The 24,820-nt window shown below is 62.2% G+C and carries 20 protein-coding genes; 17 read left to right on the top strand and 3 right to left on the bottom strand.

The annotated features are described in order from the left end of the window. Positions 1–20: 20 nt before the first annotated feature. The 14 genes from XH80_RS06280 to XH80_RS06215 all read left to right on the top strand — a co-directional run bounded on the left by XH80_RS06280 (position 21) and on the right by XH80_RS06215 (position 19,589). Positions 21–1,577, top strand: coding sequence for a dihydrolipoyllysine-residue acetyltransferase (locus tag XH80_RS06280; RefSeq protein WP_271597812.1), 1,557 nt, complete (start codon positions 21–23; stop codon positions 1,575–1,577). A 17-nt stretch (positions 1,578–1,594) separates the two neighbouring features. Further along, positions 1,595–3,343 (top strand): dihydrolipoyl dehydrogenase, encoded by a 1,749-nt coding sequence (gene lpdA / locus XH80_RS06275; protein ID WP_271597811.1) that lies wholly within the window; start codon positions 1,595–1,597, stop codon positions 3,341–3,343. Between the two features lie 45 nt (positions 3,344–3,388). Then, positions 3,389–4,702: a dicarboxylate/amino acid:cation symporter gene (locus XH80_RS06270; RefSeq protein WP_271597810.1), complete on the top strand. Its 1,314-nt coding sequence runs from the start codon at positions 3,389–3,391 to the stop codon at positions 4,700–4,702. 66 nt (positions 4,703–4,768) lie between these two features. After that, entirely contained in the window at positions 4,769–5,941 is a 1,173-nt protein-coding gene (locus tag XH80_RS06265) for an acetyl-CoA C-acetyltransferase (protein WP_271597809.1), read from the top strand. A 77-nt stretch (positions 5,942–6,018) separates the two neighbouring features. Then, positions 6,019–6,744 (top strand): acetoacetyl-CoA reductase, encoded by a 726-nt coding sequence (phbB, locus tag XH80_RS06260; protein ID WP_271597808.1) that lies wholly within the window; start codon positions 6,019–6,021, stop codon positions 6,742–6,744. Between the two features lie 74 nt (positions 6,745–6,818). Then, positions 6,819–9,095 (top strand): NADP-dependent malic enzyme, encoded by a 2,277-nt coding sequence (locus XH80_RS06255; protein ID WP_271597807.1) that lies wholly within the window; start codon positions 6,819–6,821, stop codon positions 9,093–9,095. A gap of 51 nt (positions 9,096–9,146) precedes the next feature. Then, positions 9,147–10,469, top strand: coding sequence for an NAD(P)/FAD-dependent oxidoreductase (locus XH80_RS06250; RefSeq protein WP_271597806.1), 1,323 nt, complete (start codon positions 9,147–9,149; stop codon positions 10,467–10,469). 72 nt (positions 10,470–10,541) lie between these two features. Then, positions 10,542–11,933, top strand: a complete 1,392-nt coding sequence (locus XH80_RS06245; protein ID WP_271597805.1) for a cytochrome ubiquinol oxidase subunit I — start codon at positions 10,542–10,544, stop codon at positions 11,931–11,933. After that, entirely contained in the window at positions 11,930–12,934 is a 1,005-nt protein-coding gene (locus XH80_RS06240; protein ID WP_271597804.1) for a cytochrome d ubiquinol oxidase subunit II, read from the top strand. The genes XH80_RS06245 and XH80_RS06240 overlap by 4 nt, the downstream gene beginning before the upstream one ends. A 49-nt stretch (positions 12,935–12,983) precedes the next feature. Next, positions 12,984–14,804 carry a sensor histidine kinase gene (locus tag XH80_RS06235; protein WP_271597803.1) on the top strand — a complete coding sequence of 607 codons (1,821 nt, stop codon included), beginning with the start codon at positions 12,984–12,986 and terminating at the stop codon, positions 14,802–14,804. After that, the gene (locus tag XH80_RS06230) at positions 14,801–16,177 is read left to right on the top strand and encodes a sigma-54-dependent transcriptional regulator (protein ID WP_271597802.1); all 1,377 of its coding nucleotides are present in this window, start codon (positions 14,801–14,803) and stop codon (positions 16,175–16,177) included. Before XH80_RS06235 ends, XH80_RS06230 begins: the two co-directional genes overlap by 4 nt. A 113-nt stretch (positions 16,178–16,290) precedes the next feature. Continuing rightward, entirely contained in the window at positions 16,291–18,006 is a 1,716-nt protein-coding gene (phaC, locus tag XH80_RS06225; RefSeq protein WP_271597801.1) for a class I poly(R)-hydroxyalkanoic acid synthase, read from the top strand. A gap of 566 nt (positions 18,007–18,572) precedes the next feature. Next, positions 18,573–19,022: a sensor histidine kinase gene (locus tag XH80_RS06220; RefSeq protein ID WP_271597800.1), complete on the top strand. Its 450-nt coding sequence runs from the start codon at positions 18,573–18,575 to the stop codon at positions 19,020–19,022. A 129-nt stretch (positions 19,023–19,151) separates the two neighbouring features. Next, positions 19,152–19,589: an EF-hand domain-containing protein gene (locus tag XH80_RS06215; protein WP_271597799.1), complete on the top strand. Its 438-nt coding sequence runs from the start codon at positions 19,152–19,154 to the stop codon at positions 19,587–19,589. Positions 19,590–19,695: 106 nt separating this feature from the next. On the opposite strand, the gene XH80_RS06210 is transcribed toward XH80_RS06215, so the two are convergent. Next, positions 19,696–19,956 carry a DUF4010 domain-containing protein gene (locus XH80_RS06210; RefSeq protein ID WP_333968658.1) on the bottom strand — a complete coding sequence of 87 codons (261 nt, stop codon included), beginning with the start codon at positions 19,954–19,956 and terminating at the stop codon, positions 19,696–19,698. Positions 19,957–20,987: 1,031 nt separating this feature from the next. On the opposite strand from XH80_RS06210, the gene XH80_RS06205 reads away from it, so the two are divergent. Next, positions 20,988–21,167 (top strand): hypothetical protein, encoded by a 180-nt coding sequence (locus XH80_RS06205; protein ID WP_271597797.1) that lies wholly within the window; start codon positions 20,988–20,990, stop codon positions 21,165–21,167. A 1,134-nt stretch (positions 21,168–22,301) separates the two neighbouring features. On the opposite strand, the gene XH80_RS06195 is transcribed toward XH80_RS06205, so the two are convergent. Then, the gene (locus XH80_RS06195) at positions 22,302–22,823 is read right to left on the bottom strand and encodes a hypothetical protein (protein WP_271597795.1); all 522 of its coding nucleotides are present in this window, start codon (positions 22,821–22,823) and stop codon (positions 22,302–22,304) included. A gap of 265 nt (positions 22,824–23,088) precedes the next feature. Here XH80_RS06195 and XH80_RS06190 point away from each other — a divergent pair, with 265 nt between their 5' ends. After that, positions 23,089–23,337, top strand: coding sequence for a hypothetical protein (locus XH80_RS06190; RefSeq protein WP_271597794.1), 249 nt, complete (start codon positions 23,089–23,091; stop codon positions 23,335–23,337). Positions 23,338–23,808: 471 nt separating this feature from the next. Then, positions 23,809–24,051, top strand: a complete 243-nt coding sequence (locus XH80_RS06185) for a hypothetical protein (protein ID WP_271597793.1) — start codon at positions 23,809–23,811, stop codon at positions 24,049–24,051. Positions 24,052–24,148: 97 nt separating this feature from the next. Here the strand turns inward: XH80_RS06185 and XH80_RS06180 are convergent. After that, on the bottom strand, positions 24,149–24,820 hold a 672-nt coding region (locus XH80_RS06180; protein WP_271597792.1), incomplete at its 5' end, for an adenylate/guanylate cyclase domain-containing protein.

Below are 24,820 nucleotides of genomic sequence, written 5' to 3'. Positions count from 1 at the left end.
GCGGAGCCGAGGGCAGAGCGATGAGCGGTGTGATCGACGTCAAGGTTCCAGATATCGGCGATTTCAAGGACGTCCCGGTGATTGAGATATTCGTCAAGCCGGGCGACAAGGTGAAGGCCGAGGACGCCCTGATCTCCCTGGAGTCCGACAAGGCTACGATGGAAGTGCCGTCGCCGCGCGAGGGCGTGGTGAAGTCGGTCGTCGTCAAGGTCGGCGACAAGGTCAGCGAAGGCGCGGTGATCGTGCAATTCGAAGGGGCCGGCGCGGAGCAGTCCGATGCGCGGCCGGTCGTCAGCGCGCCGCCTTCGCCCGTCAGCGCGCCCGCTGGCGTCGCAGAGGTGCGCGTCCCCGATATTGGCGACTTCAAGGACGTTCCTGTCATCGAGATCTTCGTCAAGCCGGGCGATAGCGTGAAAGCGGAAGATCCCCTGATCGCGCTGGAGTCGGACAAGGCGACGATGGAAGTGCCGGCGCCGCTGTCGGGCACGGTCCGTGAAGTCAAGGTCAAGACCGGCGACAAGGTCAGCGAAGGCTCGATCATCCTCGTGCTGGCGACCAGCGATGCAGCTGGCGCGGCAAGCTCCCCAGCGCCGGCATTCGCTGCGCCGGCGCCCGTCGCGGCACAAGCCGGCGCAGTCGATGAGAAGGCTTTCGCAGTTGCCTATGCTGGCCCTGCGGTCCGCAAGCTTGCGCGCGAAATGGGCGTTGATCTCGGCAAGGTCAAGGGCTCGGGCAATCACGGTCGCATCCTGCGCGAGGACGTCGAAGCCTTCAGCAAAGGTGGAGCCGCACCCGCCAAGCCGCAAGCCTCGGCCGCAAGCGGCGGAGGCGGCGTCGGCGGCATCGACCTTCTGCCCTGGCCCAAGGTCGATTTTGCCAAGTTCGGTCCGGTCGAGCGCAAGGACCTCGGCCGCATCAAGAAGATTTCGGCCGCCAACCTGCACCGCAACTGGGTCGTCATCCCGCACGTCACGACCCATGACGAGGCCGATATCACCGACCTCGAACAATTCCGGGTGAAGATGAACAAGGAACTGGAGAAGAGCGGCGTGAAGCTCTCGCTCCTGCCGTTCATGGTGAAGGCGGCCGTCGCGGCGCTGAAGAAGTTTCCCGAATTCAACGCCAGTCTCGACGGCGACACGCTCGTCTACAAGAACTACTGGCACATCGGATTTGCCGCGGACACGCCCAACGGCCTGATGGTTCCTGTGATCCGCGATGCCGACAAGAAATCGGTGCCGGAGATCGCGAATGAGATGAACGCGCTCGCCAAGCTTGCGCGCGAAGGCAAGATCAAGCCGGACCAGATGCAGGGCGGAACGTTCTCGATTTCCTCACTCGGCGGCATCGGCGGCATCTATTTCACGCCGATCATCAACGCGCCCGAAGTCGCGATCATGGGCGTGTGCAAGGGCTACTGGAAGCAGCATTCGGCTGACGGCAAGACCTGGACGTCGCGTCTGACCCTGCCGCTGTCGCTGTCATGGGATCACCGCGTCATCGACGGCGCGGCGGCCGCGCGCTTCAACGTCCATTTCGCCAACGTGCTCGCCGATCTGCGGCGCGTGCTGTTCTGAGATCGGGGAGAGGCAGCATGGCTCAGCAGGTCGAAGCCAAGGTCCCGGACATCGGCGACTTCAAGGACGTTGCGGTGATCGAAGTCATGGTGAAGGCGGGCGAGACCGTTGCGGTCGACACCAGCCTGATCATGGTCGAATCCGACAAGGCCTCGATGGAGATTCCGTCCTCGCATGCGGGCGTGGTCAAGGAGGTCAAGGTCAAGGTCGGCGACAAGGTCAGCGAGGGGACGCTTATCCTCGTGCTGGAAGCCGCGGGAGAGGCCGCCGCACCCAAGCCCGCACCCGTAGCTTTGGCCAAAGCCGCTCCGCCACCGGCCGCGGCGCCGACAGCATCATCCTATTCGGGCAAGGCGGATCTCGAATGCGACATGCTGGTGCTGGGTGCCGGTCCTGGCGGCTACTCCGCCGCCTTCCGCGCGGCCGATCTCGGCATGAAGACCGTGCTGGTCGAGCGCTACGACACGCTTGGCGGGGTCTGCCTCAATGTCGGCTGCATCCCGAGCAAGGCGCTCTTGCATACGGCGTCGGTGATCGATGAGGTCAAGCATCTGCCCGATCATGGCGTCTCCTTCGGCGCCCCGCAGATCAACCTCGACAAGCTGCGCGACTTCAAGGACGGCGTGATCAAGAAGCTGACCGGTGGCCTTGGCGGCATGGCGAAGGCGCGCAAGGTCGAAGTCGTGACGGGTGTCGGCAGCTTCCTGGACCCGCATCATCTCGAGGTGGTCGCCGCCGGTGGCAAGAAGACGATCAAGTTCGCCAAGGCGATCATCGCCGCGGGCAGCCAGGCCGTGAAGCTGCCGTTCTTCCCTGAAGATCCCCGCATCGTCGATTCGACCGGCGCGCTCCAGCTCAAGTCGATCCCCAAGCGTATGCTGGTGGTCGGCGGCGGCATCATCGGGCTCGAAATGGCGACCGTCTATTCGACGCTCGGCGCCAGCATCGATGTCGTCGAAATGCTGGACGGCCTGATGCAGGGCGCCGACCGCGACCTGGTCAAGGTCTGGGACAAGATGAACGCGCACCGTTTCGGCAAGGTGATGCTGAAGACCAAGACGGTGGGCGCCAAGGTGACCGATGCCGGAATCGAGGTTAGCTTCGAGGGTGAGCAGGCGCCGTCCGGGCCGCAGCTCTATGACTTCGTTCTGGTGGCGGTTGGCCGCAGCCCGAATGGCAAGAAGATCGGCGCCGAGAAGGCGGGTGTCGCGGTGACGGATCGCGGCTTCATCGACGTCGACAAGCAGATGCGCACCAACCTGGCGCACATCTTTGCGATCGGCGACGTCGTCGGGCAGCCGATGCTGGCGCACAAGGCCGTGCATGAGGGCCATGTCGCGGCGGAAGTCGCCCACGGCGAAAAATCCCATTTCGATGCGCGGCAGATTCCGTCCGTCGCCTACACCGATCCCGAGGTCGCCTGGGCCGGCAAGACCGAGGATCAGTGCAAGGCCGAGGGCATCAAGTTCGGCAAGGCAGTGTTCCCGTGGGCGGCCTCTGGCCGGGCCATCGCCAACGGCCGCGACGAAGGCTTCACCAAGCTCCTGTTCGATACCGCCACCCATCGCGTGATCGGCGGCGGGATCGTTGGAACGCACGCCGGTGACCTCATCAGCGAGATTTGTCTCGCGATCGAGATGGGCTGTGAGCCGGCCGATATCGGCAAGACCATTCATCCGCATCCGACCCTCGGGGAGTCCATCGGTATGGCCGCCGAGGTTTTCGACGGACATTGCACCGATCTGCCGCCGCAGAAGAAGAAATAAACATCGCCTGCCGGCCCGGAAGACAGCGAGATCAGGGAGAGATACATGTCTGCAACGACGAGCGCGACGCAGAAGAAGCCGTTTTACCGCATCCTTTATCTGCAGGTGCTCGCGGCGATCGTGCTGGGCGTCATGGTTGGCTGGCTCTGGCCGGATCTCGCCAAGAACGACTGGATCAAGGCGATGGGCGACGGCTTCGTCAAGCTCATCAAGATGGCCATCGCGCCCATCATCTTCTGCACCGTGGTCTCCGGAATCGCGCACATCTCGGAGGTGAAGAAGGTCGGGCGCGTGGCGGTCAAATCGCTCGTCTATTTCGAGATCGTGTCGACCTTCGCGCTGGCGCTCGGGTTGATCGTCGCCAACGTGCTGCGCCCAGGCGCCGGCTTCCAGGGCCAGTCGAATGCCGCGGCGGTCGCCGGTTACGCCAAGCAGGCGAGCGAAATGAAGTCGGTGGACTTCGTGCTGCACATCATTCCCGACACGGTCGTGGGAGCGTTTGCGCAGGGCGAAATCCTCCAGGTCCTGCTGTTCGCGATTCTGTTCGGCTTCGCCCTGATGGGTCTCGGCGAGCGGGCGCACACGGTGCGTGCGTTCGTCGACGATGTCGCTCACGCCATGTTCGGCGTGATTGCAATCGTCGTGAAGGTCGCGCCCATCGGCGCCTTCGGTGCGATGGCCTTCACCATCGGCCGCTACGGACCTCAGGCGCTCGGCAATCTCGCGGGCCTGATCGCGACGTTTTATCTCACGTCGCTGCTGTTCGTCGTCGTCGGCCTCGGCATCATCGCGCGCATTGCCGGCTTCTCGATCTTCAAATTCCTCAAGTACATCAAAGACGAATTGCTGATCGTGCTCGGCACCTCGTCCTCCGAAAGCGCGCTGCCGCAGCTCATGGAGAAGCTCGAGATCCTCGGCTGCTCCAAGTCCGTGGTGGGGCTGGTCGTTCCGACCGGCTACTCGTTCAACCTCGATGGCACCAACATCTACATGACGCTGGCAACGCTCTTCATCGCCCAGGCGATGAATGTGGATCTGACCTTTGGCGAGCAGATGACGATCCTGATCGTTGCCATGCTGACGTCGAAGGGCGCCTCGGGGATCACCGGCGCTGGTTTCATCACCCTTGCCGGTACGCTCGCTGCGGTCCGGCCCGAGCTGCTGCCCGGCATGGCGATCGTGCTCGGCATCGACAAGTTCATGAGCGAATGCCGCGCCTTGACCAATCTCTGCGGCAACGGCGTGGCATGCGTCGTGGTCGCATGGTGGGAGGGCGAGCTCGATCGGGACAAGCTTCGTATTGCCCTGGATCGGAACGTCGATCCGGCTGATCTCGAGGTTGCGGTAACGACAGGTTAGGAGCGCAGGGTTGGTGATCTCTGCGGATCACCGGGCTGCCATCAACAAAACATAGGGGAGTGGGTCATGACGGACGTGGTAATCGTCTCCGCAGCGCGGACGCCGGTCGGTTCTTTCAACGGAGCATTCGGCGCGATAATCGCGCATGAGCTCGGCGCCGTGGCGATCAAGGCCGCGCTCGAACGGGCCAAAGTGTCCCCTGAAGAGGTGGATGAAGTCATCCTGGGTCAGGTTCTGTCCGGCGGTGAGGGGCAGAATCCCGCGCGCCAGGCGGCGATGGCGGCCGGCATCCCGAAGGAGAAGACCGCCTGGGGCATGAATCAGCTCTGCGGTTCGGGCCTGCGGTCGGTGGCGCTCGGACTCCAGCAAATCGCCAATGGCGATGCGAAGGTCATCGTCGCCGGCGGCATGGAGTCGATGTCGATGGCGCCGCATTTGTCCCATATGCGGACCGGCACCAAGATGGGCGACGTCAAGTTCATCGACTCGATGCTGAAGGACGGCTTGATGGATGCCTTCCACGGCTATCACATGGGCGTGACGGCGGAGAACATTGCCGCGAAATGGCAGATCACCCGCGACGAGCAGGACACGTTCGCCACCAAGTCGCAGAACAAGGCCGAGGACGCGCAGAAGGCGGGCAGGTTCAAGGACGAGATCGTCCCCGTTACCGTCAAGACCCGCAAGGGAGATGTCGTCGTCGATCAGGATGAATACATCCGCCCCGGCACCACCGTCGAGGCGCTTGGCAAGCTGAAGCCCGCCTTCAACAAGGAGGGCACCGTCACCGCCGGGAATGCCTCCGGGATCAACGACGGCGCGGCCGCGCTTGTCCTGATGAGTGCTGACGAAGCCGAGAAGCGCGGCCTCACGCCGCTCGCGAAGATCGTGTCCTGGGCGACCGCGGGCGTTGATCCGGCCGTGATGGGCTCGGGCCCGATTCCCGCATCCCGCAAGGCGCTCGAGAAGGCCGGCTGGAAAGTCGGCGATCTCGATCTCGTCGAAGCCAACGAAGCCTTTGCCGCGCAGGCGATCGCCGTCAACAAGGACATGGGCTGGGATCCGTCGATCGTGAACGTGAACGGCGGCGCGATCGCCATCGGCCATCCGATCGGTGCATCCGGCGCACGTGTCCTGACGACGCTGCTGTTCGAGATGCAGAAGCGCAACGCCAAGAAGGGTCTTGCCACGCTGTGCATCGGCGGCGGCATGGGAGTCGCTCTGACGGTCGAGCGCTGAGGCGCGGACCGACCGGTCGTTCGCAAGAGCGGCTCGCGAGAGCCATACGACAAACCGATCACGATCAGGAGGAGATCATGTCCAGAGTTGCAGTGGTGACCGGCGGGACGCGCGGCATCGGAGAGGCCATCTCGGTTGCGCTCAAGTCGGCCGGCTACAAGGTCGCCGCCAGCTATGCCGGTAACGACGAAGCGGCGGCGAAGTTCAAGAGCGAGACCGGCATCAAGGTCTACAAGTGGGACGTCTCGAACTACGAGGCCTGCGTTGCCGGCCTCAAGCAGGTCGAAGCCGATCTGGGCCCGGTGGATGTGCTGGTCAATAATGCGGGCATCACCAAGGACGGCATGTTCCACAAAATGACGCCGGACCAGTGGTACGCCGTCATCAAAACCAACCTCAATTCGCTCTTCAACATGACGCGGCCGGTGTGGGACGGAATGCGCGAGCGCGAGTTCGGCCGGGTGATCTGCATCTCGTCGATCAACGGCCAGAAGGGCCAGATGGGCCAGGTCAACTATTCGGCGGCCAAGGCGGGCGACATCGGCTTCGTCAAGGCGCTTGCCCTGGAAGGCGCGCGCGCGGGCATCACGGTCAACGCGATCTGCCCCGGCTACATCGCCACCGACATGGTGAAGGCGATCAACCCGGAGATCGTCGCCAAGAACATCCTGCCGCTGATTCCGGTCGGTCGTTTGGGTGAACCGCAGGAGATCGCACGGGTCGTGGCGTTCCTGGCATCCGACGATGCTGGGTTCATCACCGGCTCGACCATTTCCGCCAACGGCGGCCAGAACATGATCTGAGCCGGGCGCTCGGGAGCAGAGGAGGGGTCGGCAGTGCCGACCCCGCGTATGAGGGCAACAAGTCGAGGATCACGATGGACGAGGAACTGAGAGACGCCGCACTCGAATATCATCGTCTGCCGAAGCCGGGGAAGATCTCCGTCGTTCCGACCAAGGCGATGGCGACGCAGCGCGACCTGGCGCTGGCCTATTCGCCCGGCGTGGCGGAGCCTTGCCTGGTCATCGCCAAGGACGCGTTGCAGGCGGACGTGCTGACGGCGCGCAGCAACCTCGTCGCGGTCGTCACCAACGGCACCGCCGTGCTCGGCTTGGGAAACATCGGTGCGCTCGCCGCCAAGCCGGTCATGGAAGGCAAGGCGTGCCTGTTCAAGAAGTTTGCCGGAATCGACGTGTTCGATATCGAGCTCGCGGAGAACGACCCGGACGCGCTGATTGAGACCATCGCCAGGATGGAGCCGACCTTCGGCGGCATCAACCTGGAGGACATCAAGGCGCCCGAGTGCTTCTACATCGAGCGAAAGCTCCGGGAGCGCATGAATATCCCGGTCTTTCACGATGATCAGCACGGGACCGCCATCATCGCGGCGGCGGCGATCCTCAACGGGCTGAAGCTGGTGAAGAAGGACATCGCGGACGTCAAGCTCGTCTGCTCCGGCGCCGGCGCGGCCGCGCTTGCATGTCTCGATCTGATCGTCAGTCTCGGATTGCGGCGCAATCGAATCATCGTGAGCGATGCGAAAGGCGTGGTCTATGCCGGCCGCACCGAGAGCATGGACGACAACAAGGCGCGCTATGCCGTCAAGACGGACGCGCGGAAGCTCGACGACATCATCGAGGGCGCCGACATCTTTCTCGGCTTGTCGGCCGGCAACGTGCTCACGCCCGACATGGTCAAGAAGATGGCGCGCGATGCGCTGATCTTCGCGATGGCCAACCCGGTCCCCGAAATTATGCCGGAGGACGCGCTGGCGGTTCGCCCCGACGCCATCATTGGCACCGGGCGCTCGGACTATCCCAACCAGATCAACAACGTCCTCTGTTTTCCGTTCATTTTCCGGGGCGCGCTCGACTGTGGCGCGACGACCATCAACGAGGAGATGAAGCTCGCCACGGTCCGCGCGCTTGCGGACCTCGCCATGGCCGAGGTGCCCGAGGTGGTTGCCGCGGCCTACAAGGGCGAAGGGCTTCGGTTCGGCCGCGACTATCTCATTCCCAAGCCGTTCGACCCGCGTCTCATCGAGATGATTGCACCTGCGGTGGCCAAGGCTGCCGCGGACACGGGCGTCGCGCGGCGTCCGATCACCGACATGGAAGCTTACCGCCAGCAGCTTGGCCGGTTCGTCTATCACTCCGGCAATGCCATGCAGCCGGTGTTCTCAGCCGCCAAGGGCAGCGGAAAGTCTCTCATCCTGGCAGAAGGCGAAGATGAGCGCGTGCTACGCGCGGCGCAAGTCATCGTCGATGAGAGGATCGCCAGGCCGCTGCTGCTCGGCCGTCCCGCGACGATCGAAGACCACATCAAGGCCTTTGGCCTGCGGCTCGAGCCTGGCAAGGACTGCGAAATCATCGATCCGCACGATGCGCAGGTCTATTCCAAAAGCGCCGAGATCTATCACGCGAAGGCGAAGCGCGACGGCGTTTCGGCGGCGCTCGCCCTCTCGGAGACGCGGAGCAATGCGACGGTGCTGGCCTCGATCCTGCTCGAGCGGGGGACGGGCGATGCGATGCTGTGCGGCGTCATCGGCAGGACCGCGGATCATCTGGCCGCAATCCGCAACGTGATCGGGCTCCGGGACGGCGTGCGGACGCTCGCGGTGATGCAGATGCTCATCCTCCAGCAGCATCAGCTCTTCATCTGCGATACCCATTGCAATCTCGAGCCGACGGCCGAGCAGATCGCCGATATTGCCCTGCTGGCGGCAGCGGAAGTCAGGCGCTTCGGCATCACGCCGAGGGTGGCGTTGCTGTCGCATTCGAGCTTTGGCAGCTCGCCGATTCCGGAGGCGCGCAAGATGCGGGAGGCGCGCGCCATCGTTCGCGACCGCTCGCCCGATCTGGTGGTGGAAGGCGAGATGCGCGGCGACGCGGCGCTGTCGCAGACCGTGCTCGACCACGAGTTTCCAAACTCCGGATTCGAGGGACCTGCGAACATCCTTGTGATGCCAAATCTCGACGCGGCCAACATCTCCTACAATCTCTTGCGAATGGCTGCGGGGCAGGGACTGACCGTGGGCGGCATTCTGCTCGGCGCGGCCAGGCCTGCTCACATTCTGACGCCGTCCTCCACCGTGCGCCGTATCGTGAACATGGCTGCGGTTGCCATCGCGGATGCGGTTTCGGACAGGGATTGATCGACGAATAGGCGGTTGGCGAGCTGTGAGGGCGATCGGTCGAGGCTATCCATGAGTAATCCCCAGCCGGGCAAGCCCCGGGTCGTGATCGTCGGAGGCGGAGCCGGGGGATTGGAGCTCGCGACCCGTCTCGGCGACAAATATGGTCGAAAGGGGACGCTCGACGTCACCCTGATCGAGCGGAACCGCACGCATGTGTGGAAGCCGAAGCTCCACGAGATCGCGGCCGGGAGCATGGATATCGCGGCGCACGAGGTCGATTACCTCGCGCAGTCATATTGGCACGGTTTCCGCTACCGCATCGGCGACCTGATCGGGATCGATCGTGAGCGGCGCCAGGTGCTGGTGGCGCCGTACTTCGATGTCGAGGGACGGGAGGTCACGCCCAAGCGCACATTCGATTACGAGGTTCTCGTTGTCGCCATCGGAAGCCAGAACAACGACTTCGGCACGTCAGGCGTCGTCGACCATGCGATCAAGCTCGAATCGCAGGCCGATGCCAAGCGGTTCCACGAGCGCATGGTGAATGCATGCATCCGCGCGCATGCGCAGTCTTCGCCGCTTGGCGAGCACCAATTGAAGGTCGCGATCATCGGGGCCGGCGCGACCGGTGTCGAGCTTGCGGCTGAGCTCCACCGGACGACCCGCGAAGTCGTGGCCTATGGGCTCGACCAGGTCGATCCCCAGAAGGACATCAGGATCACGCTGATCGAAGCTGCCGAGCGGGTTCTGCCGGCGCTGCCCGAGCGTGTTTCGAAGGAGACGGAAAAGCTGCTGGTCAGGCTGGGCGTCGACGTGCTGGTCGGCGCGAAGGTCTCAGGCGTCGAAGCGGACCGCGTCAACCTCGCGGATGGCCGTACCATCCCGGCCGAGCTGATCGTCTGGGCCGCAGGGGTCAAGGCGCCCGACGTCCTGAAAGACATCGCCGACCTCGAAACCAACCGCATCAACCAGCTCGTCGTGCGTCCCACGCTGCAAACGACCCGTGATGACAACATCTTCGCGATCGGCGACTGCTCGGCCTGTTCATGGGGCGAGCGCGGCAATGTCCCGCCCCGCGCGCAGGCGGCGCATCAGCAGGCCTCGCATCTCTATTCGCAAATTCCTCGATTGTTGCGGGGCGAGCCGCTCAAGTCCTACCGCTACAGGGACTTCGGGTCGCTGGTGTCGCTCGGCGAGTTCTCGACGGTCGGTTCGATGATGGGCGCGCTGGTCGGCGGCAATCTCGTCTTCGAGGGCATCTTCGCCAGGATGATGTACCTGTCGCTCTACAAGATGCATGAATATGCGCTGCACGGAGCGGTGAAGGTGACACTGGACACGCTCGCCCGTCTGATCACGCGGCGGACTGAGCCGCACGTGAAGCTTCATTGATCGCTCGTGACGGCGGAAGGCTCCTCCGCTACGCAACTACGCGACGACGGTATCGAATGGGGAGGGATGCTAATGGACGCTGTGGTCCTTGCGCGCGTGCAGTTCGCCGCAAACATCACGTTCCACATCCTGTTTCCGTCGATCTCGATCGCGTTGGGCTGGGTTCTGCTGTTCTTTCGGCTGAAACATCTGCGCGCTCGCGATTCGCAAGCGAAGCGGGACTGGCTCAAAGCCTACCGCCTGTGGACCAAGATATTCGCCCTGACATTTGCGCTCGGTGTCGTGAGCGGCGTCACCATGAGCTTCCAGTTCGGCACCAATTGGCCGGGCTATATGGAACGCGTCGGCAATATCGCAGGCCCCCTGCTTGGTTACGAGGTGCTGACCGCGTTCTTTCTCGAGGCCGGCTTTCTCGGCGTGATGCTGTTCGGCCACCGGCGGGTCGGCGAGATGATCCACCTTGCCTCGACCTGTCTCGTCGCGCTCGGCACGCTCTTGAGCGCATTCTGGATCCTCGCTCTCAATTCATGGATGCAGACGCCCGCGGGTTACGAGATCGTCAACGGCGAATTTCACGCTCGGAGCTGGCTCGATATCGTCTTCAATCCGTCGTTTCCCTACCGCTTCGTTCATATGGTGCTTGCATCGTCACTGACATGCGCATTCCTGCTGATCGGGATCAGCGCCTGGCAGATCCTGAAGGGCGTCTCAGGCAGCAGCGCCTCGCGCGTGCTGCGGAGCGCCTTGGTGCTGGCTGCGCTCGCCGCGCCGGCGCAGATGGTGGCCGGCGATCTTCATGGCCTCAATACGCTGGAGCATCAGCCGCAGAAGATCGCCGCGGTCGAGGCGATCTGGGAGACGACGCGCGGAGCGCCGCTCCTTCTGTTCGCCATCCCGAACAGCGCAACGCGATCGAACGATTTCGAGTTGGGGGTGCCGAAGCTCGCAAGCCTGATCCTGCGCCACGACGCGGGAGGAGAGATCCGGGGGCTGAACGAGTTTCCATCGGCTCATCCGCCCGTCCTGCCGTTGTTCCTGGCGTTCCGGATCATGGTGGGAATGGGCATCCTGATGCTGCTGGTGAGCTGGAGCGGGCTTTGGAAGCATTGGCGCGACGGTTGGGAGGTCGGCCGGATGCCGCGAGCGATGCTCAAGCTGTTCGCGGCGACGACCTTTGCCGGCTGGATTGCGACGGTCGCCGGTTGGTACGTCACGGAGATCGGGCGCCAGCCCTTCATCGTGTCTGGCCTGGTTCGGACCAGCGAAGTCGCCTCGCGCGTCCCATCGTCGAGCATTGGCCTGACGCTTGGCGTGTATATCGCGCTCTATGTTGCGTTGCTCGCGGCCTATGTCGGCGTGTTGAAATACATGTCGGAAACATCGGACAAGAAACTGGATGCGATCAGTCCGGTGAGCCTGACGGATGATCCGGAGCAGTATCAGGGCAGCGGAGAATACGCATGACGACGATGTCCTTCGATGAAGTGCTGCCGCTCATCTTCATCGGGCTGATGGGGACGTCGCTGCTGGTCTATGTCGTGAGCGACGGTTACGACCTCGGCGTCGGCATGTTGATGCACAGGGCGAGCCCTGAGGAGCGCGACACCATGGTCGCCTCCATCGGTCCGTTCTGGGATGCGAATGAGACGTGGCTCGTTCTCGGCGTCGGACTTCTTCTGGTTGCCTTCCCGAAGGCGCACGGCCTGGTCCTGTCTGAACTGTACCTGCCGACCACCCTCATGCTGGTGGGCCTGATCCTTCGCGGTGCAGCCTTCGATTTCAGGGTCAAGGGCAAGGCGGATCGAAAGCCGATGTGGGATCGGCTGTTCATCGCGGGGTCGATGCTGGCGTCGGTGTGTCAGGGATGGATGCTCGGCCGCTACATCAGCGGCTTCGGCGAAGGCTGGAACTATCCGATCTTTGCCGGCGCGATCGCAATCGCGTTGCCGATGGCCTATGCGTTGCTCGGTGCCACCTGGCTGGTGATGAAGACGGACGGCAAGCTCCAGGAAAAGGCAATCGGGTGGAGCAAGATCGCCTGGCCGCCGATGGTCCTGGGCCTGATCCTGATCTCGATGGCGACGCCCTGGATCAGCGAGACCGTTCGCGTCAGATGGTTTACCCTGCCTGCGTTGATCGCGGTCGCATCGATCCCGATCACGGCGGGGATCGCGCTGCTCGCCGTGCGCCTCCTGCTCGGCTCTGCGGTGGTGCGGAGCAGCCTCTGCTGGCTGCCCTTCGCTCTCCTGGTGCTGGTCTTCTTCCTGAGCTTCCTGGGTCTCAGCTACAGCATCTACCCGTTCGTCGTGATCGACAGGCTCACGGTCTGGCAGGCTGCCAGCAGTCCTGAATCGCTCAAGGTCATCCTGATCGGGGTGTGCGTGACGGTTCCGGTCATCGTCGCCTATACAGGATTTTCCTATCGCGTATTCCGGGGCAAGACCATAGAGTTGAACTATGCGTGAGGGAGCGTTGATCGCGGCCGACACGCCTCGGATCTGTTTGGTTCATGAGATGACGGACCTTCCATCCCTGGTGAACACAAGGGAACGTCCCGAAGTCGGCTCGGTGGCTCCCCATTCGGCGCGTTGGCTTGTTCGCGGCGCAATGGCTCTCGTGCTGGTCGTGGCCGCATCGTGGCTTGGCTATGCAAGCGCCTTCTACCGCGGGCTGGGCGAGTTGCACGCCGCCGCGCAGCAAAGGCTGGCCGTTGAGGTGGCTCGCCTGGACGGTCATCTCTCTCGATTCGAGTACTTGCCGTCGCTGCTCGAGACATCGTCTGACGTCCTTCGTCTGCTCGGAGACCCCATCGATCCCGCACTGCAGCACGCGGTCAGCCTGTATCTGAAATCGATCAACCTGCTTGCCGGGGCGGACAACCTCTACGTCCTGTCGGTTTCCGGAGAGGCGCTCGCCGCGGCCGATTTCGACCAGCCGGGCACGCCGGTTGGCATGAACCTGTCGTATCGTCCCTATATGAGCGAAGCTCTTGCCGGCGGGCGCGGTGCGTTCTTTGGAGTCGGCATCACCAGCGCCCGGGCAGGTTACTATTTGTCCTACGCGCTGAAACAGGGTGGACTGACGCGAGGCGTTGCCGTCGTCAAAGTGAATCTCGAGTCCTTCGAGCGGGAATGGAGCGACAGGGCCAACGACCTGGTCCTGGTCGACGGACGCGGCGTCACGATCCTCGCCTCGAAAGACGATTGGCGGTTTCGTCCGATCGCGGCGTTGTCGCCTGAAGCTCGCGATGACATTGTCCGGTCCAAGCCCTATGGAAACTCCTCGCTCAAGCCGCTCGGATGGACCTACTTGCCGGGCGGCGGCCGCGTTTCGGCCGAGGATGGCTCGACCTACAGCATCGACGAGCGCTGGTTGAACGGTAACCAGTGGCGGCTCGTCCTTCTCGGCGACGAGAGGCCGATGCGGCAGACGGCCATCGCCATCGCGGGCTTCTCGGGGCTTGCCAGCGTCGCGGCCTTGCTCGCGTTGGGGCTGCTCGAGCAACGCAGGAGGGTCATCAAGCAGCGGCTCGCCAACCAGGCGGCGCTGCAAGCCGCGAACGATAGTCTCGAGATCAGGGTGCAGGAGAGGACCGCCGAGCTACGATCCGCACAAGACGAACTCGTCCACGCCGGCAAGCTGGCGGCGCTCGGCCAGATGTCGGCCGGCATCGTGCACGAGTTGAACCAGCCGCTGGCCGCTTTGCAGACCGCGGCCGACAACGCGATCCTGCTCGTCGATCGCGGCAAGGTCGACGATGCCCGCGGCAATCTCACCCGGATCGGCGAGCTCGTACGCAGGCTCGGCCGCCTGACCGGACAGCTCCGGGTCTTCGCCTACAAGTCGAACAGTCCTCTCGGGGCCGTGTCCGTGGAGCACGCCTTGGCGGAATCCCTCACCATCGTCGCGGCGCGGATCAAGGAAAACAGCGTCGAAATCTCGACGAGCACCGAGCCCGGCCTCCGCGTTGTCGCCGATCAGATCCGGCTGGAGCAGCTCCTGTGCAACATCCTGGCGAACGCACTGGATGCCCTCGAGGGGGTTGAGCAGAAGTCGATCTCGATCCGGGCGGGCAGAGAGGAGGGGCAGAGTGCCCGTGCCCGCATCGCCATCAGCAACAGCGGACCTCCGATCGCTCCGGAGGTTGTCCAACACATGTTCGAGCCCTTCGTGACGACGAAGCCGGCCGGCAAGGGCCTCGGTCTCGGCCTGATGCTGTCCAATCATATTGCGCGCTCATTTGGAGGCGAGCTGCAGGCGCGAAATCTCGCGCCGAGCGGCGCCGAATTTGTCGTGCTTCTTCCACTGGCTGATTCAGCGGGAAACTTGCCATGAGCGATGAGCAGTCGATCGGCGTGATCTACGTCGAGGACGACGACGACGTCCGGATCGGCGGCGTCCAGGCCCTCGAGCTTGCCGGCTTTGCCGTCTCGGCCTTCGCCTCGGTCGAGGCCGCCGATGCGGCCGTCCGATCGGACAAGCCGTTCATCGTCGTCTGCGACGTTCGCCTGCGCGGCAAGAGCGGGCTTGACTGGTTGACCGATCTGCGCCGGCTGGATCAGGATCTCCCGGTGATCCTGATCACGGGGCACGGCGATATTTCGATGGCCGTTCAGGCGATGCGAAATGGAGCCTACGACTTCATCGAGAAGCCGTGCTCGTCGGAGCAGCTCGTATCCGTGGTGCGCCGAGCGGTCGAGAAGCGGCGGCTGACCCTGGAGGTGCGCTCGCTGCGATCCGCGCTCGCCGACCGCCAGGGCATCGAGGCGAGCCTGCTCGGTCGGTCGCCGCAGATCCAGGAGGTGCGCAGGCTCGTATCAACCTTGGCCGCCACAAACGTGGATGTCACGATCTATGGCGAGACCGGCACTGGCAAGGATGTGGTCGCGCGCTGCCTTCACAACCACAGCGGACGCCGCGGCGGCAATTACGTCCCGGTGAATTGCGGCGGCTTGCCGGAATCGCTGGTCGAAAGCGAACTGTTCGGGCACGAAATCGGCGCATTCACCGGCGCCACGCGTCAGCGCATCGGCAAGATCGAATATGCCAATGGCGGGACGCTCTTCCTCGACGAGATCGAGAGCATGCCGCTCAGCGTGCAGGTGAAGCTCTTGAGGTCGCTCCAGGATCGCTCGATCGAGCGCGTCGGCTCGAACAAGCAGATCTCGGTCGACTGCCGCGTCGTGGCGGCGAGCAAGACGAATTTGCTGGAATTGAGCGAGAAGCGGCTGTTTCGCGCGGATCTCTATTATCGCCTCGGCGTCGCCTTCATCGAGCTGCCGCCGCTGCGCGAGCGGCGCGAAGACATCCCGCTGCTGTTCGAACACTTCACGCTGGAGGCCGCCCGGCGGTTCGAGCGCGACGCGCCGATCCTCGATGAGCAGACGACATCTGCCCTGCTGGCCTATTCGTGGCCGGGAAACGTACGGGAGCTTCGCAACGTTGCGGACCGTTTCGTGCTGGGCGTGCTCGATGGCAAAACCATCAACAAGTCCGGCCTTGGCGGTTCGGACATATCGCTGCCGCGCCAACTCGAGAACATCGAACGATCGATCATCGAGGATGCATTGCGCCGTAAGCAGGGCGACGTCCAGGCAACCGCCGCGCTCCTCGGTGTCCCCAAGCAAACCTTGTACGACAAGATCAAGCGTCTTGGGGTGAACGTCGACGGCATCAGGGAAGGTTCGAATCTCCGCGCAGGACCGTGATCGGACATGAACGCCGGCGGGACGTCCCGTTGACGTCCCCCGACCACCGTGAAGGCCGCCGGACAGACGCGGCCCCGGAGCCGGAAGCGCGACGTTTTTGGAGTGAGGGTGACATGAGCCGACCATTCAACATGCCTGACGAGTTCGTCGATGCCTTCGTGAAGGCCGGTGCCAGCCTGTGGCGATCGCTGGGGGCAGCATCCGCATTTTCCGGCGGCGCGGACGCGAGCTCGGCGATGGATTCGACGGCACGTCTGGCCGAGCTCCAGGTCGACCACCTGAGGCGCTTTTATGCGCTCGCGGAGCACGTCCTCACGGCGGGTGCAGGCGTCGAGAGCGAGGGCGCGGTCGAGCCTGCACGCGGCGATCGGAGATTCAACGCCACGGAATGGCGCGACAACGCCCTCTATCGTCTCTTGAAGCAATGCTATCTGCTGAATTCACGCTATTGCGTCGAGATGGTCGAATCGCTCGACCTGGACGAGAAGGAAAAGCATCGCCTGCGGTTTTTCACGCGGCAGTTTGTCGAGGCGATGAGCCCGACCAATTTCGTCGCCACCAACCCCGATGCCATCAAGCTCGCGACCGAGACGGAGGGCCAAAGCCTGACAACGGGCCTCGGCAATCTGATGGCCGATCTCGGCCGTGGCAATTTGACGATCACCGATGAGCAGGCATTTGAGGTCGGTAAGGACGTCGCGACTTCGAGGGGCGCGATCGTGTTCGAGAACGAACTGTTTCAGCTCATCCAATATGAACCGGCGACGGAGCAGGTGGCGGCGCGGCCGCTGCTGATCGTCCCGCCCTGTATCAACAAGTTCTATATTCTCGATCTTCAGCCGTCGAACTCCTTCGTCCGCTTTGCAATCGAACACGGTCAGACGGTGTTCATGGTGTCGTGGCGAAACCCGGATGCGTCATGTGGTCACCTTGGCTGGGATGACTATGTCGAGCATGGCGCCATGCGGGCCATTGAGATCGCGCGATCGATTTCCGGCGCAGACAAAGTCAACGTCGTCGGCTGGTGCGTGGGAGGCACTATTCTGTCTTCGGCGCTCGCGCTGTTGCGCACGCGCGGCGATGAAACGGTCGCGAGCGTGACGTTGCTGACGACAATGCTCGATTTCCGGGAGCCGGGTGACCTCGGTGTGTTCGTGGACGAGGAGAGCGTCCGCCTCCGCGAGGAGACGATCGGGCGCGGAGGCATCTACCGTGGCGCCGAGCTCGGCTTCGTGTTCCAGACGCTGCGTTCAAAGGAGCTTATCTGGCCCAACGTGGTCAATCACTATCTCAAGGGAAAGCCGCCGGAGCGCTTCGACCTTCTGTTCTGGAACGCGGACGTCACCAATCTGCCTGGTCCGATGTATTGCTGGTACATCAGGAACATGTACCTGGAGAACAACCTTCGGGAGCCGAACAGGCTGACGATGTGTGGGGTCCCCGTGGATCTCGGTCGGGTCGACCTGCCGGCCTACGTCCTTGCGACCATGGAGGATCACATCGTGCCGTGGCGATCCGCATATCGCACCACCGGGCTGTTCAGCGGCGATGTTCGTTTCGTACTGGGGGCAAGCGGCCATATCGCAGGCGTGATCAATCCGCCGGCGAAAAACAAGAGAAGCTATTGGCTTTCGGACAAACGGTGCGAAGATCCAGCGGCATGGCTTGCCGGCGCGCAGGAAAGGCCGGGAAGCTGGTGGAACGACTGGATCGCCTGGTTGGCGCCATGGGTACAGGACAAAGTGGAAGCGCGCACCCAGCTCGGCAATAATCTCTATCTCCCCGGCGAAGCGGCGCCCGGCCGATATGTGAAAGAGAAGGCGAGCTGACGACGCGTTTGAAGTCGTCTGGTCGGTGCCGAGAGCGCAGCTCAGCTTTCAATGTAGCGCTACGATGATGGAGATCGGACTATATACCTAATTCGCTTGGCATGCAGGAAGGCGCTAGGGCTCCAGTGACTCGAACCCCCCGACGGTTCCGATGTCTCGATCTGCCAACCACGACGCGTTCTTGTGGTTGGATTTTCCGCTGTAAGCCATTGATCTCTAATGATCGGATTTTGGCTCAGTTGGAAAAATTCGCTCGAGAAATCAATGGTCTTAGCGTGTCTCTTAATCAGCGGGTCCCAGGTTCGAGCCCTGGTGCGCCCACCAAATCAATGCCTTAGCCAGCAAAACCGTTTGAGCATCTAATTTTTCGAACGGCATTTGCTTCGAGCAACAGCCGACACCGCGCGGTGGAGGGGCGTCGTGCGGCAATCAGTGGTTCGTCGTGTGAGTAAGGTCTGACAGACCATCAGCAGGGGGCGACCTACAAGAGACGCTGCTGCCCAATGATGGATTGGATCGAGAGTCCAGGTTCTTCAACTTGTTAGACGGTGGCGTGTGCACGACGGGTGCATCGGGAGATCAAGAAAAATCTTGCGACCGGCACGGCCGGGCCGCTCCCGGAGGAGATCGTCGGCGAGACTGCGAAACACCAGGGAACGACCGTCACGATCAACGATGGTATTTGCGCGATGGTGCTCACCACCAACGCCGAATGCCTTCAGCTCGCATTGCGCAACCTGCATGAAAACGCGGTCCAGCACACGCGCGATGGGCGCATCCTTTGGTCGGCAGGATCGTGCGCAATCTCGGTAGAGGATGAGGGGCCCGGCATCCCCAGCGACGAGCTCGACAAGCTCGGCAACCGCTTCTTCCGCGGAAGGTTGAGAAGCCCGGTTGGAAGCGGGCTCGGCCTGGCCATCGTCAACCTGGCGGCGGCGAAGATCGGCGCTCGGGTCACGATCTCCAATCGCCAGGACCGCAGCGGTACAAGATCAGAATTGACCTTCCTCGCCTGATCGCGTCAGCGCGGAACTGATTGCAGGGAGAAGAGCTTCTTTCGCCAAAGCCGCCATTTTGACTTGGCTCAACGCGAACTCGGAGGCCTTCGACAGGTTGTTACGGCGCACCAAAGCCGGAGAAACATCATGCGAAACCGAACCATTGCTGCAGCCCTGCTACTCGCCAGTCTGAGCCATCCTGCTTTCGCTCAATCGGCCGCCGACCACGAGGCCCATCATCCCGGCCAGGACCAGACAACCGCATCCCCGCAGACGAATCCTCCTGCAAATCAAGGCACAGAGCGGCAGGGCACGATGCACGGGGGAGATATGATGGACATTATGGGGCGCGGGATGAAAGGGCATACAATGATGGGCGGCGAGGCGATGGGCTCACCGCCCATGTTTCGGATCATCTTCGCGCTAATGGATGCCGATGGCGACGGGACCGTCTCATTGCCGGAGTTTCAGGTCGCGCACGAACGAATTTTCAAGGCGATGGACAGCAACAAGGATGGAAAGCTCACTCCAGAAGAGATGATGGCGTTCATGCGGGGGACCAGGAGCTTGGTCCCGCAGCAGTGAGCGCAGGCTTCGCCGCGCGGGGATCGAACGGCAGGTGTAAGAGCGGACTTCCCCAACCGCGGACCAAATGCCTGGGTCGGTCGTGACCGATAGCCGCGCTGCGCCATCAAGAGATAGAGACCAAACAGGCGCCAGCCCATGCGGCAGCGATGACCAGGACGAGGCCCGGGATCAGCCGCAGCGCGAAGGAGCGCCCGCCGCTGACCCAGCCGACGACGATCTTGCTGAGAGTATTGGTCGACAGCGCCGCGAGAACGGGAGCGACAGCGTCCGAGGAGTTGATTTTGCCTGAAGCCGCAAGTGCAGCTGCGGCCACTGCGGGCGAGTGCGTATCTGCAAGTCCGGCTACGGCCGCGCTGACCACCAGGCCAGCGGCGGGCAGGCTGTGAGCGGTACGAACGTGCGCGTCCAGTATGCGGTTTTTAGCTACCTCGCCGCAGAAGCAGCGCGCAATCCCTTCCGCCGTTGTGTGGGAAGCGGCAACGTTAGATCATGCATTCGGTTCTTCCATACAGTCCAATCGCGCTGGCGGCGCCAAGCCTCGTAATCGGCTTCGGTGCGAGTAGCAGCCAACTCATCCCAGGCGGCTTGGAAGCCGGCGCGGGCGCCGTCGAAGGTTTCGGCGATACCATTCCGATGATCACCCGGGTCAATGCCGGATAGAAACCGCAGGACCATCCCCATCGCGGGGCCGAATTGGGAAGGCCAGCGCGGAGGCCGCTCACGCCAACCCTGACGTCGCCGAAATAGATCAGCCACGTTTCGCAATGAGGATCGTCCCTGCTTCGGCGGCAGGTGAGGGCGGGCATGCCGCCATCAAAGCGAATGGGTGCCACTCGTAAATTGTCAATTCATTGGGCCTCGTACCAATCCCGTACCACTGTCGGTCGTGGGTGTGGACAACCCGAGGGGAACAAGGACGAGGTCTCTGTTACGAGCACGATGGCCGGCGGTCATCACCGCCGGCCATCGCTTGCGCTACCTCGGCTTGGGGGGTGTTGGGGCAGCGCTGACCGCAAGGCTGCCGAATTCCAATTAACAGTCCGCTAACCAATTCGGGCGAGCTATGGACCTTTCGTCGGCAACAAGGCGGCAGCTTGTGCTGCTGTCCGTTCTTGGTTGAGCACGAACAGGCGCGCGATCGCCTCCTCCTCCGAAATGCCAGCAGCCCAGCCATGGCGGGGCGACCGCCGCGTCGAGATCGGCGAGCTTGAGGAAATACCAGCGATGAGTATCTGGGCACCAAAGCCTACAAGGAGTGCTGAGATCGCATAGCAATCGCTTTTTCCATGGTTCGATTCACGAGCAACACAAGATCGATTGCGCCTCTACGACTCCATACTAACGCAAGTGTTCCTATGTGCCGGGCGCGCTTCTTGGTCCTGGAGGAGTTTCGAGATGGGCGGCGTTCTGGAGGCGGACGAAGGCGCCATCCATTCCACGCTGGTGGCAATCTCCTTTCTGGCCGATACGACAAGGTTCTCCGCGTGGTGGCGTTCAACCCAGCAGAGGCTGAAAGCTGCGGCGTTTGTTCAGCTCATCGACGAAGCCGTGCCGTTCACAACTGCCGCGAGTTAGGTCGGTGCTCGAGGCAGTTCAGCGCGTTGGTGTGCGAGCCAACGATCTCCACCTTGATAGCCGCCCATGGTAGCCAACGAACTCCGCCAAGCCGACGTCTTCACCGACCTCGACGAATCTCAAAGCTAGGATCGCTGGCACGGACAGCACCGCGCCTCTCGCGAGGGTGACGCGCTAACGTCCGTATCAGGTGCCGGGCACCGTGGAAGGATGTTCGAGGGGCGCTGAGAGCCATTTGCCCAGTTCAACGTCCAGGAGCCGATCTACCATCTCAATCGGTATAAGCGCCTCGTCGCTCCGTTTCCGCGGTCTCGTTTGAGGCCAAGCAACGTCTTGCTCGTTCGATCTGTGCATCGGTAGCGCCGTGATTACGGGCGTACATCTCAGCCACTGACGCCGAATATTTCGCGACGTAGTATCTGACCTCGCTGCAAGAGATGCGCGCCGTGGGTCTGTGGTGTCGCGAAGCGAAGGCTTCGGACCCCAAGGGAATCAGCAACAACGCAACAGTGACCCCCGCCCGTACGTTCATCCTCGCCGTCCCCTATATTGTGTTTGGGTTGTAGAGAGAGCAGGCCTGAATCGTGCAGACGACGCAAATTAACAATCGTGCGCTGGTGCAAAGTGCCGTGAGACTGTTGCTCCAATGCCGCGGTGCTGGCACGTCATAAAGCGATTGGACGCGAGGCTTCTAACAATGTCAAAGGAGCAAATTCGACGATGGTCCTAGGCCCGCGCCTTGCGCTCGAACAGCGGCAGCTCGCGCAGATCATCGCCCTCGGGCGCCACCAGGTCGAAGGCGTAGAGCTGGGCTTCTCCGTTATCCGGCAGCAATGTGCTTCAAATAGCTACCGGAGGGCACGGTAATCCGACAAGCTACCGGGTTTGCTTGCGTCGAGGCCCCGCTTTGGCGGGGTTTGTGTTTTAAGCGGAATGTCCGAGTTGGGTCACAAGCAGCGGTCGAAGTGAGCACGGGCCCCGGGTCCGGTCTGCCGCCGATAGCCGACAATACAATGGTTTCAGCGTTGTTCGGCTGAGGGCCATAGGCAGACATGAACCGATGCCTGCGGACACCCGGTTATTGCTCAGGTCCCTTTAGGCAGCAAGAACCGATAAGCAAGCCGGTGCGATTATTCAGCGCGCGCCAAAACTGGCGCGAGGCGAATTTGTATCATCAATTTGAGTGCCGCCGAAGCGCTTCGAGCGTGAAGCAGATGCCACGCGTGAGCTATCGCAATGCGCAACAATGGCGGCGAGATCGCGACCTCGAAGGTACATCATTTTTGTCGTCAACCCGCCGCGCCGTGCGATCCAAGCGCGCACCGGAGCTGGATAGGTCGTCATTAGTTCTTGCGTCCCGGATGCGCTGACGACGCGTTTGCCGGAGTCATCGAACATCCAGGCCGCATGAAAACCAAGCACCGCATCAGGAGTGGCGCAGACTCGGTCGCTCGGGACTAATCCGAGCACCATGGTGCAGGCCGAAACGCATTTGCCCGTAATGATGACGGACTCACCGGAGTCGCGCACATGTCGGAAGTGCGTCGCATAGTCCCGCATCTTACCGCCGATGTCGGCGCTGATAATTACGGTCGCGGAAGCCGATGTAACGCTTAGCGCCATCAAAACAACAGCAGCAATCAGGTGCGCTCGCATGTCCTTTTCCTCGGCAGTAGCGGATCAATCCCGCGCCACGCGTCGCAAGTCGCGTGCCACCAGCCGATGCCGTTTAGAACGGTCACCTAAAGGCGTGATCTGAATTAGTTTTCTTTTGAAGAGCGCCCCGCTTTCACAAGGGCAGGCAGGTAAGACGGTTCGCTGAGGCTAAAAAATAGGCACGCTCACAGCTCTTTGATGAAGATGAGTGCAGCAGGGGTGTAACCTGCCAGCAACACTTTGGAGTAAGTGCCGGAGGAAAATCATGACTATCAAATACGTCCTTGCCGTCGCACTCGTCACGCCATTCTTGACTGTGTCCAGCATGGCTCAGCAGTACCAAGGCGGCCCCAAATCGTCTGCCCCCATGACACGGCAAAGCGGTGGCGATATCTATGCGCAAGGAATTGATATTTACGCGCCGCGAAGCGACATCTACGCGCAGGGCGTCAGAACCGAAAAATCCCACGCTTATGGCGGTGGCCCAAAGACTGTCGTTCGGCACGGTAGATGAGAGGACTGCGCTTCGGGATCACGCTCTCTATGAGCGAGAGTGACGCGCCATGATGCAAGACATGATGGGCGGCGCCGGTATGTGGGGCATGGGCTTGATCGGCCTTTTGCTGGTGATCGTGCTGATCCTCGCGGCTGCCGCTCTTATTAAGTATCTGTTCAAGGAATAAGGCATCTCTGGATAGATTTCGGCGCTCGCCAGGACAAGCATTGCCCCTGGCCCGCGCCCGCAGCTTTCTAAGAAATTTGCGCTGCTCAAGAATGTTCTGGCGCACCATCGCTCGAAGCTCGTTGGCTCGCTTTTGCTTCTGGAGCAGGAGCGTCTTCTCATTTGTGGGGAGGCTTTGTTGTTCTCCCAACAAACGTCGAGGGGGCGCTCTGTTGAAGCAGTGCTTCGGAGTTTGCGAGGGCCTCTCTCGCCCGGGCGATCAATTTGGCTTCCCGTGCTGCTATGCGAGAATGGCGGGCGAGCATGGCGGCTCAAGGAAGCAGGGGCGGTCGTCATCCCAGCCGACTATCGCATCAGTCGCTGGCCTACGCGCCCGAGGCCATCACGATGGTCACCGCCGACCTCTACATGCCCACCAAGGGCGTGATCGACTCGGCCCGCGCCCAGTACGATGGCATTTCGATGCGATCGATCTCGGCCTATCTGCCGGGCTCCGACCAGGCCATCAACCGCGACGATGCGTCGTGTCGGAGACTGCATCGTTGACGGACCTCGATGAGGGGTGCCGCCACTTCGCTGATCCGCCAGAAGCGGGGGTGCCACGATCTCTGCTTTTGCGTCACTCGTGTCGCAGCAACAAGCGTCAAGCCGTGACCACCGGATCGAAGGCGCCAGCCGATGCTTTGCGGCCAATCAAGAACCACGTCTGCATTTCGCCTTTTCCCTTGATATCGATTGGGCCGCGCCTCTCGAAGCTGAAGTCGTCCTTTAGGCCCTCGTATGCTTTGTCGGTAACTTGAATCTGGCCGGGAATACCCGTTGACTCCATACGCGAGGCCACGTTCACGGCATCGCCCCAAACGTCGTAGAAGAACTTTCGCGTACCAACCACGCCGGCTACAACAGGACCGGTGGCAACACCAATCCGCACCGGCACCGCACGACCCTTTCCATCAACGAGACCTGCCAAAGCCTCGCGCATATCGAGTGCTAACCCGGCGAGCGCGTGAAGGTGATCAGGTCTCCGTGCGGGCACTCCGCCAACAACCATGTAGGCGTCGCCGGAGGTCTTGATCTTTTCCAGCTCGTGCTGTTCGACCAGACCATCGAGTTGGGAAAATACGCGGTTCAAGAAGCTCACAAGTTCTTCCGGCGTCGTGTCGGCTGTACGGAGCGTGAAGCTTGCCATGTCGGCAAATAGGATGGATGCTTCGGCATAAGAGTCGGCGATGATCGTGCCCGGCCGTTCCTTCAATCGATCTGCGACCTTGGCTGGAAGAATGTTAGCCAGCAAGGCATCGGAGCGTTTACGCTC

The sequence above is a fragment of the Bradyrhizobium sp. CCBAU 45384 genome, assembly GCF_028128665.1.
Classification (GTDB): Bacteria; Pseudomonadota; Alphaproteobacteria; order Rhizobiales; family Xanthobacteraceae; genus Bradyrhizobium; species Bradyrhizobium manausense.
This window is presented reverse-complemented; position numbering and strand designations above follow the sequence as displayed.